Raw genomic sequence first — 16,691 nt, forward strand, 5'->3', positions numbered from 1 at the left:
TGCCTCTATTCCCCGGTGAACACGGGGCGGCGCTTCTCGCGAAACGCATTCACCGCTTCCTGATGATCCTTCGACCGGTTCGAGAGTGATTCATAGGCCAGTGAGGTATCCATGATGCTGTGGGCGAGCTGTTTCAGCCCGATATTGACCGAGACCTTGGTCCAGCGGATCGCCTGTGCTGCGCCATTGGCCAGGCGGGACGCCATGCGATCCGTGGCCTCGTCCAGTTCGCCGGCCGGGACCGCGTGGTTGATCATGCCCATCGCCACCGCGTCCTCCGCGGTCATCAGCTTGCCGGTCATCAGATATTCCTTGGCGCGGGCATAGCCGATCAGCTGCGGCCAGATCACCGCGCCGCCGTCACCCGCCACCAGCCCGACCGAGACATGCGGGTCGCCGATGCGTGCACTGTCGTTGGCAATGATGATGTCGCAGAACAGGGCGATGGTGGCACCCAGGCCGACCGCATCGCCGTTCAGGCGGCAGATGATGGGCTTCTCGCAGTCCAGCAGGCCGAAGATGATCTTCTTGGCCTCGAAGACCACGGTATCGAAGCCGAGAGGGTCATCGACGCCCGACTGCATCCAGTCGATGTCACCCCCGGCGCAGAAGGCCCGCCCCGCGCCGGTCAGCACGATGATGTCCGCCGGGTCGGTTGCCACGTCATAGAAGACATGACTGAGTTCCGTATGCAGGTCGCCGTTGACGGCATTCAGCACGTCCGGGCGGTTCAGGGTCACGGTCAGGACCTTGCCGTCCCGCTTGAAACTGATGGTCTTGTAGTCTTCGAATTTCATGATTGTGCCTCCCCAGTCACAAGTGGAGTATCCGGCGCATTGCAGGCAAAGGTCAATCGGCGGAGGGCAAGGCAATGGGCAAGGGCGGCAGCGACCAGTGGAATCCCGATCAGTACATGAAAGGCGCTATGGGCGACCTGCGCACCCGGCCCGCCGTCGATCTGCTGAACCGGGTGATGCATGACGGGCCGCGCCGCGCCGTAGACCTGGGCTGCGGGCCCGGCAATTCCACCCGGCTGCTGAGCGCGCGCTGGCCCGGCGCTGAAGTCTGCGGCGTCGACAATTCCCCGGCAATGCTGAAGAAGGCTTCGGCGATCGACACCGGGATCGCATGGCAGCTTGCCGACATCGCCGACTGGGAACCGGTGGGCGACACCGACGTGATCTTCGCCAATGCCTCGCTGCACTGGGTGCCGGATCACGCCCACCTGTTCACGCGGCTGGCCCGATCGCTGCCGTCCGGCGGGATACTGGCCGTGCAGATGCCGAACAATTTCGCCGCCCCCTCGCACAGCCTGATCAGCGAGATTGCGGAGCGGCCGGAGTTCCAGGCGGCGCTTGCGGGCCGGCTTCTGGGAGATTTCGTGCAGCCGGCCTCCTTCTACCACAGTCTGCTGCGCGCCCTGCCGGGCCAGGTGGATGTCTGGGAGACGGAGTACCTGCAAAGCCTCACCGGCGATGATCCGGTACTCGAATGGGTACGCGGCACGGCCCTGCTGCCTGTGCAGGAGAACCTGTCTTCCGCAGACTTCCAGACCTTCACCGAACTCTATCGCGCGCGGCTGCGACAGGCCTACCCGATGGGCGATGACGGTGTGACCGTGTTCCCGTTCCGCCGCATGTTCATCACCTTCACGGCTGACTGAGCTGCGCCAGTGCCCGCATGAGGATTTCAGCCTCCGGGGCTGACAGACGCGCGAACAGGTCCTGCTCGTAGGCGCGGGCCATTGGCACGATCCGGCGGTAGATCTCCTGCCCGCTGGCTGACAGCGACAGTATGGTGCGGCGTCGGTCCTCTTCATCGGCACGCCTGTCCAGATGTCCGTTGCGGAGCAACTGTGCAACGGCGCGGGAGACCTGGACCTTGTCCATGGCACTGCGGGCCGCGACCTCGTTGGCGGAAATGTCGGGGAACCGCCCGAGGACGGCCATCACCCGCCACTCCGGGATGCTGAGATCGAATTCTTCCCTGTAGCGGCGCGCAAGCCGGCCGCTGACCGCGTCCGTGGCCACGGCCAGGCGGTAGGGCAGGAAGTTCGGCAGGTCGATGACATCAGGATCAGGCATTGAATTTAGTTTCAAATGAAACTATTGTCCCGTCAACCCCTGACGCGGCATCGACTGATGGAATTGCGTGCGCGCAACGGTCAGGCAACGAACGGTTCAATTCATGTGGAGGAGAGCGGACATGGCTGATCTCTGGGAAAACCCGATGCAGACGGATGGCTTCGAGTTCGTGGAATTCACCGCGCCGGAGCCGGAGAAGCTGGGCAAGGTGTTCGAGATGCTGGGCTTCGTTGCCGTCGGACGGCACCGTTCCAAGGATGTCACCCTGTACCGGCAGGGCGATGTGAACCTGGTCGTGAATGGCGAGAAGTCCGGTTTCCCCCGCTCCTTCGCGGCGCTGCATGGCCCCAGTGCCTGTGCCATCGCCTTCCGCGTTAAGGACGCCGCCGCTGCCTACAGGCGGGCACTTGAACTGGGCGCCTGGGGCGTCGAGACCCACGCCGGGCCGATGGAACTGAACATTCCGGCGATCAAGGGGATCGGTGACTCGCTGATCTATCTGGTCGACCGCTATGGCGCGAAGGGTTCGATCTACGATGTGGATTTCGAACCGGTGGCGGGGGCCGAGGTGAAACCGGCGGGTGCGGGCCTCACATATCTGGATCACCTGACCCACAATGTGCACCGCGGGCGCATGGACGAATGGTCGGAATTCTATGAGCGGCTCTTCAATTTCCGCGAGATCCGCTATTTCGATATCGAGGGCAAGGTGACGGGGCTGAAGTCCAAGGCCATGACCAGCCCCTGCGGCATGATCCGCATCCCGATCAACGAAAGCTCCGACGACAAGTCCCAGATCCAGGAATATCTCGAGGAATATCATGGCGAAGGTATTCAGCACATCGCCTTCGGCACCGACGACATATACGCGACGGTGGAGCACATGCGGTCGCTGGGCGTGCCGTTTCAGGAGACTCCCGCCACCTACTATGAGGGTGTCGAGGGCCGCGTACCGGGCCACGGCGAGGATCTGGCCCGGATGCAGGCCAACAATATCCTGATCGATGGCGGCGAAGGGCAGGGCGGTGGCCTGCTGCTGCAGATCTTCACCCAGACGGTGATCGGCCCGATCTTCTTCGAGATCATCCAGCGCAAGGGCAACGAGGGCTTCGGGGAGGGCAACTTCAAGGCCTTGTTCGAATCCATCGAACTCGATCAGATAAAGCGCGGATACATCAAGGATGGAGCGACCTCGTGAGACTTGCCTCCCTGAACGAAGGCCGTGACGGTCGCCTGGTCGTTGTCAGCCGTGATCTGACCCGTGCCGCACCCGTGGCCGAGATCGCGCCCACCATGCAGGCGGCGCTGGACAACTGGGACCACGCGGCGCCGCTGCTGGACGCCACCTATCACTCGCTGAACGTCGGCGGCGCGCGCGACGCCTTCGACCTCGACCCGGCGCAGCTCGCATCTCCCCTGCCGCGGGCCTACCAGTGGGCGGACGGATCAGCCTACGTCAATCATGTGGAACTGGTGCGCAAGGCCCGCGGTGCGGAATTGCCGGAGAGTTTCTGGACCGACCCGCTGATGTACCAGGGTGGCTCCGACACCTACCTCGGACCCCGGGAGGACATTCCGGTGGCGTCGGAGGATTTCGGCATTGATTTCGAGGCAGAGGTTGCGGTGATCACCGGCGACGTGCCGATGGGCGCCACGCCCGAGCAGGCCGGAGAGCACATCCGCCTGCTGATGCTGGTCAATGACGTTTCCCTGCGCGGGCTTATCCCCGGTGAACTGGCCAAGGGCTTCGGCTTCTTCCATGGCAAGCCGTCCAGCGCCTTCAGCCCCGTAGCGGTGACACCTGACGAACTGGGGGATGCCTGGGATGGTGCGAAAGTCCACCTGCCGCTGCTCTCCACGCTGAACGGTGATCTGTTCGGCAAGCCGGAGGCGGGCCAGGACATGACCTTCAGTTTTCCGCAACTGATCGCCCACGCGGCGAAGACCCGGAAGCTGTCGGCCGGCACCATCGTCGGATCGGGCACCGTTTCCAACCTGGACCCGGATGGCAGCCCCGGTCGCCCGGTGGCGCAGGGTGGCCTCGGCTATTCCTGCATCGCCGAGATTCGCATGATCGAGACCATCAGGGATGGCAAGCCCGCCACATCCTTCATGCGTTTCGGCGACCGGATCCGCATCGAGATGCAGGACGGCGAAGGCCAGTCGATCTTCGGGGCCATCGACCAGAAGGTCGTGCAGGCCTGAGCCGGGACGCCTGCTGTTTGCTTGCAGCGCGAACGCTGAAATGCCCCTTCCCCCGCAAAGGGGGGAAGCAGGCACGGTTGCTATCCCAGCAGCACGTTGTGACTGCCGCGCGGCAGGCGCAGCACCATGCCGTCGAGCTTCTCCGCCAGCAGGACCTGACAGCCGAGGCGTGAGGTTTCCTGCAGGTCGTAGGCGAGGTCGAGCATGTCCTCCTCCTCTTCCCGTGGCTCTGGCAGGCGGTCGTACCATGGGTCCTGCACGATGACATGGCAGGTCGAGCAGGCCATGCAGCCCTCGCAGGCCCCCTCGATCGGCACATCGAAGCGATGGGCCACCTCCAGCAGGGATTCGCCGGGCTTGCCTGTCGCCTCGATACGCTTTCCGTCCGCCTTGACGAAGGTCACCCGAACAGTTCTCTGGTCGTTCATGCTTTCTGCCTGGCCTTTCCGATGGCATCACTGAGGATATCAATGGTGCGGTCTATCTGATCCTGATCGTTGGTTCGTGCCAAGCCGATACGCAACGAACTGCGGATAGCGGTTTCGCTGAGGCCGATGGCCTGCAGCACGTGTGACGGGGCGGAAGACACGGAGGAACAGGCCGACCCGGTCGAGATGGCCACCTCCGGTGCCGCGCGGATGATGTCATCGGCGTCGGCGCCCTCGACGCGGAAGTTCAGGTTGCCGGGCAGGCGCATCAGTTGCGCGCCGTTGATGTGCAGCCCGTCCACCCTCTCCGACAGGCCGAGCCAGAGCCGGTCGCGCAGACCACGGATCACGGTCATGTCGTCCGCCAGATGATCCTGCGCCAACCGGCAGGCCGCCCCGAAGCCCACCGCCAGCGGTGTCGGCACCGTGCCCGACCGCAGCCCGTCCTGCTGCCCGCCGCCTGCCATCATCGGTCGGATGGCCGTGCGTGCGGCCTCCGACAGGACAAGCGCGCCGATGCCCTTCGGTCCATGCAGCTTGTGTGCGGTGATGCTCATAAGATCGACACCCAGCCGGTCGATGTCGATGCGGATGCGGCCCAGGGCCTGTGCCGCGTCGCAATGCATCAGGGCACCATGCGCGTGTGCGGCGCGGGCAATGTCCGCCACCGGCTGGATGGTGCCGATCTCGTTGTTGGCCAGCATGACGGAGACCAGTCCCACGTCACCGCCCGACAGTTCGGCGGCGACCGTCTCGGGATCGATGCCGCCACCCGGCTCGACCGCCATGACGGTGACCGGCCACCCCTCCTGCGCCAGCCGCCGCGCGGTCTCCAGCACACAGGGATGTTCCACGTTGGTGGTCAGGATGCGGCGGTGTTCGGGCGGCAGGCCGGCGGCGATGCCGGTCAGGGCCCAGTTGTTCGCCTCCGTCGCGCCGCTGGTGAAGATCACCTGATCGGGTGACCCGCCAAGCAGCTCCGAGATCTCCATCCGCGCCAGATCGACCGCGGCCTCCGCCGCCCAGCCATGCTCATGGTGGCGCGAATGCGGGTTCCCCGGCCGTTCCGTGAACCACGGCAGCATCTCCGCCAGGACATCGGGGTCGACGGGGGTGGTGGCATGATGATCCAGGTAGATGGCGTCACTCACGCGGCGCGTTTCCTGTTCCAGAGATCGCTCCAGGCAGAGAGCAGGGCGTCGATATCCTCAGCCGTTGTCGTCCAGCCGGTCGAGATGCGGATCGCCTCGGTCGCGGATTCCTTGCTCCGCCCCATGGCTGTCAGCACGTGGGACGGTGTGACCTTGCCGGAACTACAGGCCGATCCGGCACTGACCGCGATCCCGGCCAGATCCAGCGCCATGACCTGGGTCTCTGCCGCGACGCCGGGCATTCGCACACATGTCGTGTTAGGCAGCCGTGCCACCCCTTCAGCCATGATCTCGACCGGGGGGCAGGCCGCGCGCAGTCCCGCTTCCAGGGCCTGCTGCATCTGTTTCATCCGTTCGATGCCGGCCTCGAGACCGGCCAGCGTCGCCTCGGCTGCCGCACCGAAACCGGCAATGCCGATCAGGTTCTCCGTACCCGCCCGCCGCCAGCTTTCCTGTCCCCCACCGACGATCATCGGCGTGATCTGCAGGGAGGGACGGACGATCAGGGCGCCAACCCCGGCGGGGCCACCGATCTTGTGCGCGGACAGGCTGATCATGTCCGCCACGGCGACGAGGTCGGCCAGCATCATCTTGCCTGCGGCCTGAATGGCGTCGACATGCAGCAGCGCACCGGTCTCGCGACAGATCGCGGCGACCTCGGCAATCGGCTGCACGACACCTGTTTCATTGTTGGCGGCCATGACGGAGACCAGTGCCGGTGCGTCATCATTGGAAACCAGCAGCGTGCGCAGGGCGTCCAGGTCGACACGCCCGTTCCCGTCAACGGGAACAATGTCGCCGTTCAGCCGTTCCGCGGTGCGCAGGCTGGCGTCGTGCTCGACCGCCGAGACCAGAACCCGCCGGTCCGGCCAGGCCGACAGCGCCCAGTTGCTGGCCTCGGTCCCGCCACCGGTGAAACAGACGTCCGCGGCCCGACAGCCAGCCAGTGCCGCAACCTGACGGCGGGCCTTGTCCAGACGCGCGCGGGCGGCACGGCCCTCCGCGTGCACGCTGGACGGATTGCCTGAACTGTCCATGACGGCCTGCATCGCCGCCCTGGCCTCTGGCCGCAGCGGTGCGGTCGCGTTGAAATCCAGATAGTGCCGTTGTTTCAGCATGGTGCCAGATCAGCACCGGCGCGCGGTGCGGTCAATCTTCACCACTGGAAATGACGCGCACCAGCGGCTCGGCATCCTTCGCCTGCTGCGCTTCCAGTTCGTCCACCCGTGCCCGCAGGGCCTCCATCTCCGCCAGCATCGCCGACAGCTTCTGGGCCATGGGATTGGTGGAGCCATCCGTCGGCATGCCGTAGGCGGCGAAAGTCGGCATGTGATCTTCGGGGTTCTCCACCAGTCGCGGCTTGGACTTGTTCACCACTTCGGCGGGGATGCCGACCACGGTCGCGCCCGGCGGCACTTCCTTCACGGCCACGGCATTGGCACCGACGCGTGCGCCCTTGCGGACGATGATCGGACCCAGCACCTGCGCACCGGAGCCGACGATGACGTCATCCTCCAGCGTCGGATGCCGTTTCTGGCCAACCTGCGCCGCGGAGTTCACGGACGGCGCGACGCCGCCCAGCGTCACGTCATGGTACAGGGTGACATTGTTCCCGATCTCCGCTGTCTCCCCGATCACGACACCCATGCCGTGATCCACGAAGAAGCCGGAGCCGATGGTGGCGCCCGGATGAATCTCGATGCCCGTCAGGAACCGCCCGATCTGGGAAAGCCACCGCCCGGCCAGATGCAGTTTGCGCTGCCACAGCCAGTGCGCGGCACGATAGATCAGCACGGCATGAAAGCTGGGGTAACAGAGCGCGACTTCGAGCATCGACTTGGCGGCGGGATCCCGCGCCATGATGGCCTTGATGTCAGATCGCAGAGACTGCCACATGGCGTCACTCCCCGGTGCATTGTTCCGGATGCGGAACAGCACCCGATACCAGCTATATATTCTACGCATTTTGTTCGTCAAACCACCACTGGCTCACGGACCGGTGTCCGGAAAGCTGGAATCGCTGCGACAATGGGCGTATATCAGGCGCCGCCCCGCGGATTCCTGCGCTGTGCCCACAGCATTGCAGGCGATGCCCCCAAATCTGTCTGAGGATCATTCAGTCCCCATGCCCGAAGTCATTTTCAATGGACCGGAAGGTCGCCTCGAAGGTCGCTACCATCATGTCGAGGACGAGACGGCGCCGATTGCCCTGGTCCTGCATCCGCACCCGCTCTACGGCGGCAACATGAACAACCGCCTTGTCTACAACATGTTTCAGCTCTTCAAGGCGCGCGGCTTCGCGGTGCTGCGGTTCAATTTCCGGGGTGTCGGCCGCAGTCAGGGTGAACACGACCAGGGCATTGGCGAACTTTCCGATGCCGCCTCCGCCCTCGACTGGATGCAGCAGATCAAACCGGATGCGCGCGCCTGCTGGATCGCCGGCTATTCCTTCGGGGCCTGGATCGGCATGCAGTTGCTGATGCGCCGCCCGGAAGTGGAAGGTTTCATTTCTGTCTCCCCGCCCGCGAACATGTTCGATTTCACTTTCCTTGCCCCCTGTCCGTCATCGGGCATCATCGTGCAGGGCACGGAAGACGATCTGGTGCCGGAACCGGATGTGCAGAAGCTGGTGGATCGCCTGAAGACGCAGAAGGGCATCATCATCGACTATGAGAAGATCGATGGCGCCAATCACTTCTATGAGCAGGAGATGGATGAGGTCGACCAACTGGTCGGCAGCTACGTCGATCGCCGCCGCGCCGCGATCGAGGGGCTCTGAGTCACTTGCAGACGGTCATTCCGCCGCTGATCTCTGACCCGGCCATACGACTTCTCCGCCGGGCATGGGATGTGGCACACCTGTGGTGCCGGGCAGGCTGAGCGGCAGGTCCCGCCATGCCCTGACGGCCAGGAAGGCGAAGGCCTGGGCCTCCACCGCATCGCCGTCATGGCCGATGGCCTCCACGGGTTCCACGGGCACGCCCAGAGCTTCCGCCAGACGTAGCATCAGTGTCGGATTGTTGCGCCCGCCGCCAGTGACCAGCCAACGCAGCGGCGGCTGCGGCAGGTGCGGCAGGGCACGCGCGACCGATTGCGCCGTGAACGCCGTGAGTGTCGCCGCCCCATCCTCGGTCGAGAGTCCTTCCGGCCAGCTTTCGGGCTGGAACGCTTCCCGGTCCAGTGACTTTGGCGGCGGTCGGTCGAAATAGGCATTGTCCATCAGCCCGCGCAGCCAGTCCGCATCCACCTGACCGGCCGCCGCTGCCTTGCCGTCCGTGTCTCGGCCCGTACCGGTACGCCGCGCCATCCAGTCATCGATCAGGGCATTGGCGGGGCCAGTATCAAAGGCAAGGATTTCATCCGCCCCTTCGCCAATCCAGGTGACATTGCCGACCCCGCCCAGGTTCAGCACGGCCAGAGGCCGGGGCAGACCGGCGGTCATGGCGGCATGGAACAGCGGTGCAAGGGGCGCACCCTCCCCACCCGCTGCCACATCCGCCTTGCGGAACTCGGTGACGACCGGCAGGCCATAGCGATTGGCAAGTGCCAGGGCGTCACCGATCTGCACGGTCACCCGTCGCGATGGATCGTGGAAGGTCGTCTGACCGTGAAATCCGATCAGTTGCGGACGGGCGTCCGAAAATTCCGCCAGAAAGCTGTCGATGGCACGGACATGGGCCGCCGTCACGGCCGCTCCCGCCGTATCGGAGGCGACGGGCTGGCCGAAGTCGGCGCGGATCGCCGCCTGTTCCTCCGGCAGATAGCCGTATCCGGAACGGGGCCCGAGTTCGGCAATGGTTTCGCCATCGCTGGTCAGCAGCGCCACGTCGACACCATCGACGGAGGTTCCGCTCATCAGTCCAAGCACGGTCATGGGGGCATCGCTTCCGGTCATGGGGGGAGTGTGCTACAGCCGCCACCGAACGCCAAGGCAGCTTCGCCACGGCAGGACGATCCAGTACCCGAAGGCAACACGATGACCAGTCCCGATACCGCTGTTCGCTCCGACTTCCTGAATGCCATGCACAGCCGTGGCTATGTGCATCAGTGCACCGATACGGCAGGACTTGATACCGCGCTGAACGAAGGGGTGGTCCCGGCCTATATCGGGTTCGACTGCACGGCGGACAGCCTGCACGTCGGCAGCCTGGTGCAGATCATGATGCTGCGCTGGCTGCAGAAGACCGGCCACAAGCCCATCGTGCTGCTGGGCGGTGGCACGACGCGGATCGGTGACCCGTCAGGGCGCGATGCCGCGCGGCAACTGCTGACCGATGAGGATATTGCCCGCAACATGGCTGGCATCCGCAAGGTGTTCGAGAAGTTCCTGACCTTCGGCGACGGGCCGACCGACGCGATCATGGTCAACAATGCCGACTGGCTGGACGGGCTGGCCTACATTCCGTTCCTGCGGGATGTGGGCAGGTATTTCTCCGTCAACCGGATGCTGAGCTTTGATTCGGTGAAGCTGCGGCTGGACCGGGAACAGTCGCTGACGTTCCTGGAATTCAACTACATGATCCTGCAGGGCTACGATTACCTGGAACTGTCGCGCCGTGTCGGCTGCCTGCTGCAGATGGGCGGATCGGACCAGTGGGGCAATATCGTCAATGGTGTCGAACTGACCCGCCGCATCGATCAGCGCGAGATCTACGGCCTGACGTCACCGCTGATCACCCTGGCCAACGGGCAGAAGATGGGCAAGACGGCGCAGGGTGCGGTCTGGCTGAACGAGGACCGGCTCAGCGCCTATGACTACTGGCAGTTCTGGCGCAACACGGCGGATGCCGACGTCGTCCGCTTCCTGAAGCTGTTCACCGAACTGCCCCTGGACGAGATCGAGCGGCTGTCTCGGCTGGAGGGGCAGGAACTGAACGAGGCCAAGAAGCGTCTCGCCGACGCCGCCACCACCATGGTGCATGGTGCCGCCGCTGCCGCTGCTGCCGCCGAGACCGCCCGCAAGGCGTTCGAGGAAGGTGACAGCGCCGACGGCCTGCCGACGCTGGATGTATCGGCGGCTTCGGTCGCGGAGGGCGCGGCCCTGATCGATCTGATGATCGGTGCCGGAATGGCGAAGTCGCGCGGTGAGGCCCGGAAGCTGATCCGCGGTGGCGGGGTCCGCCTGGCGGACGAGAAGGTTGCCGATGAGGGGCTGACCCTGAACGCGGATGCCTTTGGCGGCGGCAGCGTGAAGCTCTCCGTCGGCAAGAAGCGGCATGTCCTCGTACGGATTGCCGACTGATCCGGCCGATCCGCCTCCGCCGTAGCCCGGACTCAATTGCCGGATTCGGAAAATTTTACCTGATTGCCCTGGCAAGCAGCGCCGCACCCGGCAGCAACTGCCGGGTGCGGTCCGACTGGATTTCGTTCGAAAAACAGGAATAAATCAATAAAAACAAAAGGAAAGACGGTTCTGGCATAGTTGGCACATAGGTTGAAATCAGTTCGGTACACGGCGCCAAGGCGCTCAACAGGTGTACCGGGGGACCAGAGAAGAAGGTCCCCACGAACAGGAGAAGACCTAATGACACTTTCGGTGAACACCAATGTCAGCGCGATGGTGGCCCTTCAGCAGCTCAACGCAACCAATCGCGATATGGCGGAGGTTCAGACCCGTATCAATACCGGCCTGAAGGTTGCCGGTCCGAAGGACAATGGCGCGGTCTATGCCATCGCCCAGAACATGCGCGGCGAGATCGCCGGGTTCGAGGCGGTGAAGACCGCCCTGGACAACGCGGTCAGCGTCGTCGATGTGGGACTGGCCGCCGGGCAGACGATTTCGGACCTGCTGATCGAGATGAAGGAGAAGGCGGTTGCCGCCCTGGACTCCAGCCTCGATACCTCCAGCCGCAACGCGCTGCAGAACGATTTTGCAGCCCTGCGTGACCAGATCGGGACCATCTCCGGCAATGCCGAGTTCAATGGCTTCAACATGCTGGACGGCTCTGCCTCCTCCATCGCCGTGTTGGCCAATCCGGATGGTGATACCATCACCGTGACGGCCCAGAACATGACCACCGGCACCGCCGGACTGGCTCTGTCGGCCCTGTCGCTGGCGACCGCAACCAACGCAGCGGCCGCGCGCTCCGCAATCGACTCGGCCATCGATACGGCCAACCAGCAGCTCGCCCAGCTGGGTACCCGCGCCAAGTCCATCGAGATCCATCAGGGTTTCGTGGACAAGCTGATCGACAGCCTGACCTCCGGTGTCGGCAATCTGGTCGATGCGGATCTGGCGAAGGAAAGTGCCCGATTGCAGGCCTTGCAGATCAAGCAGCAGCTTGGCACCCAGGCGCTGTCCATCGCCAACCAGGCGCCGCAGAGCATCCTCGGCCTCTTCGGCTAGGCCCCGGCGCCAGCCAACTGAAACGGACAGGGCCTCGGCAATCGCCGGGGCCCTTTCGATTCAGCCCGGCAGGCCTGCCGCCACCTGCCGCAGGGCGTCCGCTGTCGCGGCATCGGCAGGCAGAAAGGCCTCGATGGCGATCTCCGACAGGGTGACATCGACCGGTGTGCCGAACATCGTCGTCGTGCTGAACAGCGACAGGACCGCGCCACCTTCCGTGCGGATCCGGAGCGGCACGACATAATCGATCATGTCGGCGGGGAATGCGTCGGCTGCATCATCCGTTTCCTCCGGCACCGGATACCCGGCCAGTTCCTCGAGCAGGGCCTCCAGCTCCGTGTCCGCGCTGGTGTCGATCTGCTGGCGCAGGCGGTGCAGCACATGTTCGCGCCACTGGCCAACGTTGACGATGCGGGGTGCCAGTCCCTCCGGGTGCAGGCTGAGACGCAGCACGTTGCATGGCGGTTCGAGCAGATGTGCGGCCACGCCCTGCAGCATGACCTGCACCATCCGGTTGGCCCGCAGCAGGTTCCAGTGCCGGTCCACCGCCAGCGCCGGGTAGGGGTGATAGCCCTCCAGCACCAGCTCGACCGCCTTGCGCGCAGGCTCCAGCGATGGATCGTCCAGCGCCCGTTCCGGATAGACCGGCGCAAAGCCGCCTGCCGTCAGCATGACGTTGCGCTGTCGCAGGGGCACGTCGAGATAGTCACTCAGACGCAGCACCATTTCCCGGCTGGGTCTGGCCCGTCCGGTCTCCATGAAGCTCAGGTGCCGTGTCGAGATCCCCGCATCACAGGCGAGATCGAGCTGGCTGAGGCGCCGCCGCTGCCGCCACGCGCGCAGATGCTGGCCGAAATCGGAAACATGCTTGTTCATGGCGCAGAGAATAGGACCCGGAACGCGCGGGACCAATGACCTGACGGGTAATTGAGAGCATACGGCGCCCTTCGTCATGTTTCGGGGCAGGGAGGCCGGGTGCCGGTCTTCCGCGGCCAGATTGGCCTGATGGTTCATCAATGAACGGGAGCTTTCGATGACACCGAAACAGAACGACTTCCTGCGCCGGGCCCTGCAGATCGACTTCGGCATTTCCCTTGTCTGCACATCTGCCCTGATTGCCGCGTCCGTGCCGCTGGCGGAGCTGGCGGGTCTGCCGCATCTGCTGGTGCTCGGTACCGGACTGGTCTTCGTGCCCTTCCTGATCCTGCTGGGCTGGGTGCTGCGCTGCCCCACGCCGCCGCGCCAGGGCGTGCAGATGGTCATTGGCCTGAACGTCGCCTGGGCCGTGGGAACCATCATCTTCCTGGCCAGCGGAATCGTGGCGCCGACGGTCTATGGCTACCTGCTGATCGCGGGCATCGGCGTTGCCGTAGCCGTCTTCGCGGAGATGGAAATCGTCGGCCTGCGCCGGGCGCTGTCGGCTGGTGGTGCCACGCGGACTGCCACGACCTCGTGAACCGCATCCGCGTTGGCGGCAAGCGATAGTCTTTCGAAAGTTCGCCGCCTCAACGTTGGGGGGGCCGATCCTGGCAGCCACCCTCGCCAGGTGCCCCTCCAGCATTCCGGTCTCGGCACCCGCATCCTGGAAACAGGAAGCCGATCTTCCGAACAGCTTTCGCGTGTTTGGAATTGAAGCGGACTCAATCTTCATGGAATGCCGCACTGATCCTGTACACTGGTTCTCGGGAAGGTCTGAGTTTCGGGGCCAGCAAGGCAGTGCAGTATAGGAAGATGACAAGTGGATGATGTGGGTTCTGTCGGCGGACAATGGCAATTTGAAGATTTTCAGATTTTCCCGTGGCATCCGAGTTTCAATACCGGGAACGAGATAATTGATGATCAACATAGAAATCTGGTCATTCTTCTGAACAGGCTGGCATACAGCCTGATTCAGGACGAAGATATCGAATTGGACGATCAATATAGGGCGCTCCATGATTATGCGAGCGTGCATTTTCATGATGAAGAAAAAATCTGGATGGAGCATTTCGGAGATGACCCCTGGTTCATAGGGCACCGGAAATCACACGAAAATTTCCTGGTCAGACTTGAGGATATTCGAAATAGATTTGCGGATAAATCTTCGGAGCAGGAAGTCGAGGAAATAGTAAGATTCCTGATACGCTGGCTGGCTTCGCACATCATCGAAAGCGACAAGAAGATGTACTTTGTCATTTTGGATATGGATAGCGGCTATTCCATTGAATCAGCAAAGCGAAATGCTGAAATTAAAATGGGAGGAGAAATACAGGATCTGATCGATGCTGTATTGAATATGTATGAAAATTTGTCGAAGACAACTCTTTACATGATTCAGGAGCGCAATTCTCGAATCAGGACCGAAGAGATGTTGAAGGCGGCCTACAGAAAGCTGGAAGTGATTTCGGTGACGGACCAGTTGACCGGACTGTTCAATCGCCATCAATTGGATAACATGATTGACAGGGAAATCAGGCGGGCGGCGCGAAACAAGGAGCGCGTCGCCTTGTACATGATCGATATTGATTATTTCAAGAAGTACAATGATTTTTATGGGCATCTGGCAGGTGATGAGGCCCTCAAGAAGGTTGCCGATACATTGCGACAGACCTGTGCCCGGCCAGGCGATTTTCTGTTTCGCTTCGGAGGGGAAGAATTCTGTGTCGTCATAATGCAGGCAAATGAAGAGAGTATCATTCCCTTCGGGAACCGAATTCGGGCCGCAGTCGAGGCCCGTTCAATTCCACATGAGACAAATCCGAACTCGAGATTTCTCACAATATCGATTGGTGCGGTAACCTGGATCCCGAAACCGGGTGAGGAAATCAAGGAATATTTTGAACATGCAGACAGGGCTTTGTATGAATCAAAGAGAAAAGGAAGAAATTTTGTAACCATGAACGTGTGATATTTGTTCGAAGTAACTATTTTGTTTTATTTATATGTCTAATTTTCATGAATTTCACATGATTTGTAGCATTGTGAATTCGGGTATTTTTCATCAAGGCGTTGATGTTGTTTCTGTCAGGCCCGTTTGAGTTGGGCAGGTTCATGCGTCCCGGATCAGCCGGTACTGGATCCGCATCGCCGACATGCGGCGATAGAAGCCCAGGATGTCGCGGGCGGGACCTGTCAGCCGCTCGTAGCCGGAGATGAAGGCGACGATGGTCCCGATCTCCGACTGGCCCTGGATCACCAGCCAGCCACCGACCATCAGGATGGCCAGTGGACCGAGGTGTCCCAGAAGGTTGTTCACGAACTTCATGAAGTGTTTCAGCAGGAAGATTCGGATGCGCAGGCGGTAGATGCCGTCGATCAGATCGTGCGGGTCGGTGTCGTTCTCTTCGTCGCTGCCGATCTGGTCGCTCAGTTCCCGCAGCCGTGTCGTGCGTTTCTCCTACAGCCGGTTGATGCGTTGCTGCATCAGGGGAACGATGATCAGGGCGGGAATGAAGAAACCGATGGCCACGACGGCGACCAGCGGATCGACGATCAGCATGTAGATGATGACGCTGGCGACCATGCCGCCCTGCAGCAAGGGAAAGGACAGGCTCTCGCCCACGAACCCGCCCAGGCGCTCCGCCTCCGCCGTGACGATCGCCTGTCGGGTGCCGGGTTCCTCGCCTGAGGCGGGATCGTCGACGAAGCGGTTGCGCAGGCGGCGGATCACCCCTTCCGACACCTTGTTCTGATAGACATTCAGAACGTATTTCAGGGCGCCATGGGTCAGCAGCGCGGCCAGATAGATTCCCCCCAGCAGGAACAGTAACCGGGTGGCGCCATTGGCGATGGCATCGTCGACGATGCGGCGCTGCAGTTCGATGGGAACCAGCGACAGCGGGAAGACCACCAGGGTCAGCAGGCAGAGCCGGATCTGCTGTCCCGCGCCCACGGCCCAGACATAGCCATAGAGATTGCGCGGCATCTTCGACAGCGGCTGGCCGTCGATGCCGGGAAGGGCGGAGCGATAGATCCGGTTCAGTTCGGGGTCGGACAAGCTGTCAGCGACCGCGATAGGTTTCGACGTTCTGATCCGGCAGCCAGACCCCGGCCGGGGGTTCCCCGGTCTGGTAGAAGACGTCGATCGGGATACCCCCGCGCGGATACCAGTAGCCGCCGATGCGCAGCCAGACCGGTGCGATGCAGTCCACGATCCGGCGCGCGATCAGGATCGTGCAATCCTCGTGAAACGCACCGTGATTGCGGAAGGCGCCGAGAAACAGCTTCAGGCTCTTGCTCTCCACGATCTCCCGGTCCGGCACATAGTCGATCACCAGACGCGCGAAGTCGGGCTGTCCGGTGACCGGGCAGATGGACGTGAACTCGGGCGCGGTGAAACGCACCAGATAGGGGTGGCCGACATGTGGATTGGGCACCGCATCCAGTACTGCCTCGTCCGGGTCGTCCGGCAGGGGGCTTTGCTGTCCCAGGTGTTTCAGATCGTCCTGCATGTTTCCGCCGTATCCTGATTGCGCATCCGGTTCCGTCCTGCCAGCAG

19 protein-coding genes are annotated in these 16,691 nt (G+C 62.8%); 8 read left to right on the forward strand and 11 right to left on the reverse strand.

Annotated elements, in window-relative coordinates:
• Window positions 1–5: 5 nt before the first annotated feature.
• Complete coding sequence (locus tag QGV54_RS01885) at window positions 6–797, reverse strand: enoyl-CoA hydratase-related protein (RefSeq protein ID WP_281018568.1); 792 nt, start codon at window positions 795–797, stop codon at window positions 6–8.
• A 74-nt stretch (window positions 798–871) separates the two neighbouring features.
• On the opposite strand from QGV54_RS01885, the gene QGV54_RS01890 reads away from it, so the two are divergent.
• On the forward strand, window positions 872–1,663 hold the full coding sequence (locus QGV54_RS01890; RefSeq protein ID WP_281018567.1) for a methyltransferase domain-containing protein: 792 nt from the start codon (window positions 872–874) through the stop codon (window positions 1,661–1,663).
• On the opposite strand, the gene QGV54_RS01895 is transcribed toward QGV54_RS01890, so the two are convergent.
• Window positions 1,650–2,084, reverse strand: a complete 435-nt coding sequence (locus tag QGV54_RS01895; RefSeq protein ID WP_281018566.1) for a MarR family winged helix-turn-helix transcriptional regulator — start codon at window positions 2,082–2,084, stop codon at window positions 1,650–1,652. The two genes, QGV54_RS01890 and QGV54_RS01895, sit on opposite strands and share 14 nt — an antisense overlap.
• A 121-nt stretch (window positions 2,085–2,205) precedes the next feature.
• Here QGV54_RS01895 and hppD point away from each other — a divergent pair, with 121 nt between their 5' ends.
• Window positions 2,206–3,282 (forward strand): 4-hydroxyphenylpyruvate dioxygenase, encoded by a 1,077-nt coding sequence (gene hppD / locus QGV54_RS01900; protein WP_281018565.1) that lies wholly within the window; start codon window positions 2,206–2,208, stop codon window positions 3,280–3,282.
• Entirely contained in the window at window positions 3,279–4,289 is a 1,011-nt protein-coding gene (locus QGV54_RS01905) for a fumarylacetoacetate hydrolase family protein (protein ID WP_281018564.1), read from the forward strand. Before hppD ends, QGV54_RS01905 begins: the two co-directional genes overlap by 4 nt.
• 80 nt (window positions 4,290–4,369) lie before the next feature.
• Here QGV54_RS01905 and QGV54_RS01910 read toward each other — a convergent pair whose 3' ends face one another.
• From QGV54_RS01910 to epsC, 4 genes are read right to left on the reverse strand one after another with little or no spacing between them, the layout of a single operon-like run.
• Window positions 4,370–4,717: a 2Fe-2S iron-sulfur cluster-binding protein gene (locus QGV54_RS01910; protein WP_281018563.1), complete on the reverse strand. Its 348-nt coding sequence runs from the start codon at window positions 4,715–4,717 to the stop codon at window positions 4,370–4,372.
• Complete coding sequence (locus QGV54_RS01915; protein WP_281018562.1) at window positions 4,714–5,868, reverse strand: cysteine desulfurase family protein; 1,155 nt, start codon at window positions 5,866–5,868, stop codon at window positions 4,714–4,716. The genes QGV54_RS01910 and QGV54_RS01915 overlap by 4 nt, the downstream gene beginning before the upstream one ends.
• Entirely contained in the window at window positions 5,865–6,986 is a 1,122-nt protein-coding gene (locus QGV54_RS01920; protein ID WP_281018561.1) for a cysteine desulfurase family protein, read from the reverse strand. Before QGV54_RS01920 ends, QGV54_RS01915 begins: the two co-directional genes overlap by 4 nt.
• A gap of 31 nt (window positions 6,987–7,017) precedes the next feature.
• Entirely contained in the window at window positions 7,018–7,764 is a 747-nt protein-coding gene (epsC, locus tag QGV54_RS01925) for a serine O-acetyltransferase EpsC (protein WP_281018560.1), read from the reverse strand.
• Between the two features lie 229 nt (window positions 7,765–7,993).
• Here epsC and QGV54_RS01930 point away from each other — a divergent pair, with 229 nt between their 5' ends.
• On the forward strand, window positions 7,994–8,647 hold the full coding sequence (locus tag QGV54_RS01930; protein ID WP_281018559.1) for an alpha/beta hydrolase: 654 nt from the start codon (window positions 7,994–7,996) through the stop codon (window positions 8,645–8,647).
• A 15-nt stretch (window positions 8,648–8,662) separates the two neighbouring features.
• Here the strand turns inward: QGV54_RS01930 and QGV54_RS01935 are convergent, their stop codons facing one another.
• Window positions 8,663–9,763, reverse strand: a complete 1,101-nt coding sequence (locus tag QGV54_RS01935) for an anhydro-N-acetylmuramic acid kinase (RefSeq protein ID WP_281018558.1) — start codon at window positions 9,761–9,763, stop codon at window positions 8,663–8,665.
• 81 nt (window positions 9,764–9,844) lie between these two features.
• Between QGV54_RS01935 and tyrS the strand changes: the two genes are divergently transcribed.
• Together tyrS and QGV54_RS01945 are read left to right on the forward strand one after the other, a co-directional pair.
• Window positions 9,845–11,110: a tyrosine--tRNA ligase gene (gene tyrS / locus QGV54_RS01940; protein ID WP_281018557.1), complete on the forward strand. Its 1,266-nt coding sequence runs from the start codon at window positions 9,845–9,847 to the stop codon at window positions 11,108–11,110.
• A gap of 282 nt (window positions 11,111–11,392) precedes the next feature.
• Window positions 11,393–12,214, forward strand: a complete 822-nt coding sequence (locus QGV54_RS01945) for a flagellin (RefSeq protein WP_281018556.1) — start codon at window positions 11,393–11,395, stop codon at window positions 12,212–12,214.
• A 60-nt stretch (window positions 12,215–12,274) separates the two neighbouring features.
• On the opposite strand, the gene QGV54_RS01950 is transcribed toward QGV54_RS01945, so the two are convergent.
• Window positions 12,275–13,090: a helix-turn-helix transcriptional regulator gene (locus tag QGV54_RS01950; RefSeq protein WP_281018555.1), complete on the reverse strand. Its 816-nt coding sequence runs from the start codon at window positions 13,088–13,090 to the stop codon at window positions 12,275–12,277.
• Window positions 13,091–13,247: 157 nt separating this feature from the next.
• Between QGV54_RS01950 and QGV54_RS01955 the strand changes: the two genes are divergently transcribed.
• The gene (locus QGV54_RS01955) at window positions 13,248–13,670 is read left to right on the forward strand and encodes a hypothetical protein (RefSeq protein ID WP_281018554.1); all 423 of its coding nucleotides are present in this window, start codon (window positions 13,248–13,250) and stop codon (window positions 13,668–13,670) included.
• Window positions 13,671–13,952: 282 nt separating this feature from the next.
• Window positions 13,953–15,101 carry a GGDEF domain-containing protein gene (locus QGV54_RS01960; protein WP_281018553.1) on the forward strand — a complete coding sequence of 383 codons (1,149 nt, stop codon included), beginning with the start codon at window positions 13,953–13,955 and terminating at the stop codon, window positions 15,099–15,101.
• Between the two features lie 141 nt (window positions 15,102–15,242).
• On the opposite strand, the gene QGV54_RS01965 is transcribed toward QGV54_RS01960, so the two are convergent.
• From QGV54_RS01965 to queF, 3 genes are all read right to left on the reverse strand, one after another.
• Window positions 15,243–15,458: a hypothetical protein gene (locus tag QGV54_RS01965; protein ID WP_281018552.1), complete on the reverse strand. Its 216-nt coding sequence runs from the start codon at window positions 15,456–15,458 to the stop codon at window positions 15,243–15,245.
• Between the two features lie 132 nt (window positions 15,459–15,590).
• Window positions 15,591–16,190 (reverse strand): hypothetical protein, encoded by a 600-nt coding sequence (locus QGV54_RS01970; RefSeq protein WP_281018551.1) that lies wholly within the window; start codon window positions 16,188–16,190, stop codon window positions 15,591–15,593.
• A gap of 4 nt (window positions 16,191–16,194) precedes the next feature.
• Entirely contained in the window at window positions 16,195–16,644 is a 450-nt protein-coding gene (queF, locus tag QGV54_RS01975; protein ID WP_281018550.1) for a preQ(1) synthase, read from the reverse strand.
• Between the last annotated feature and the right edge of the window lie 47 nt (window positions 16,645–16,691).

The sequence above is a fragment of the Minwuia sp. IMCC3060 genome (assembly GCF_029909435.1).
GTDB lineage: Bacteria > Pseudomonadota > Alphaproteobacteria > Minwuiales > Minwuiaceae > Minwuia.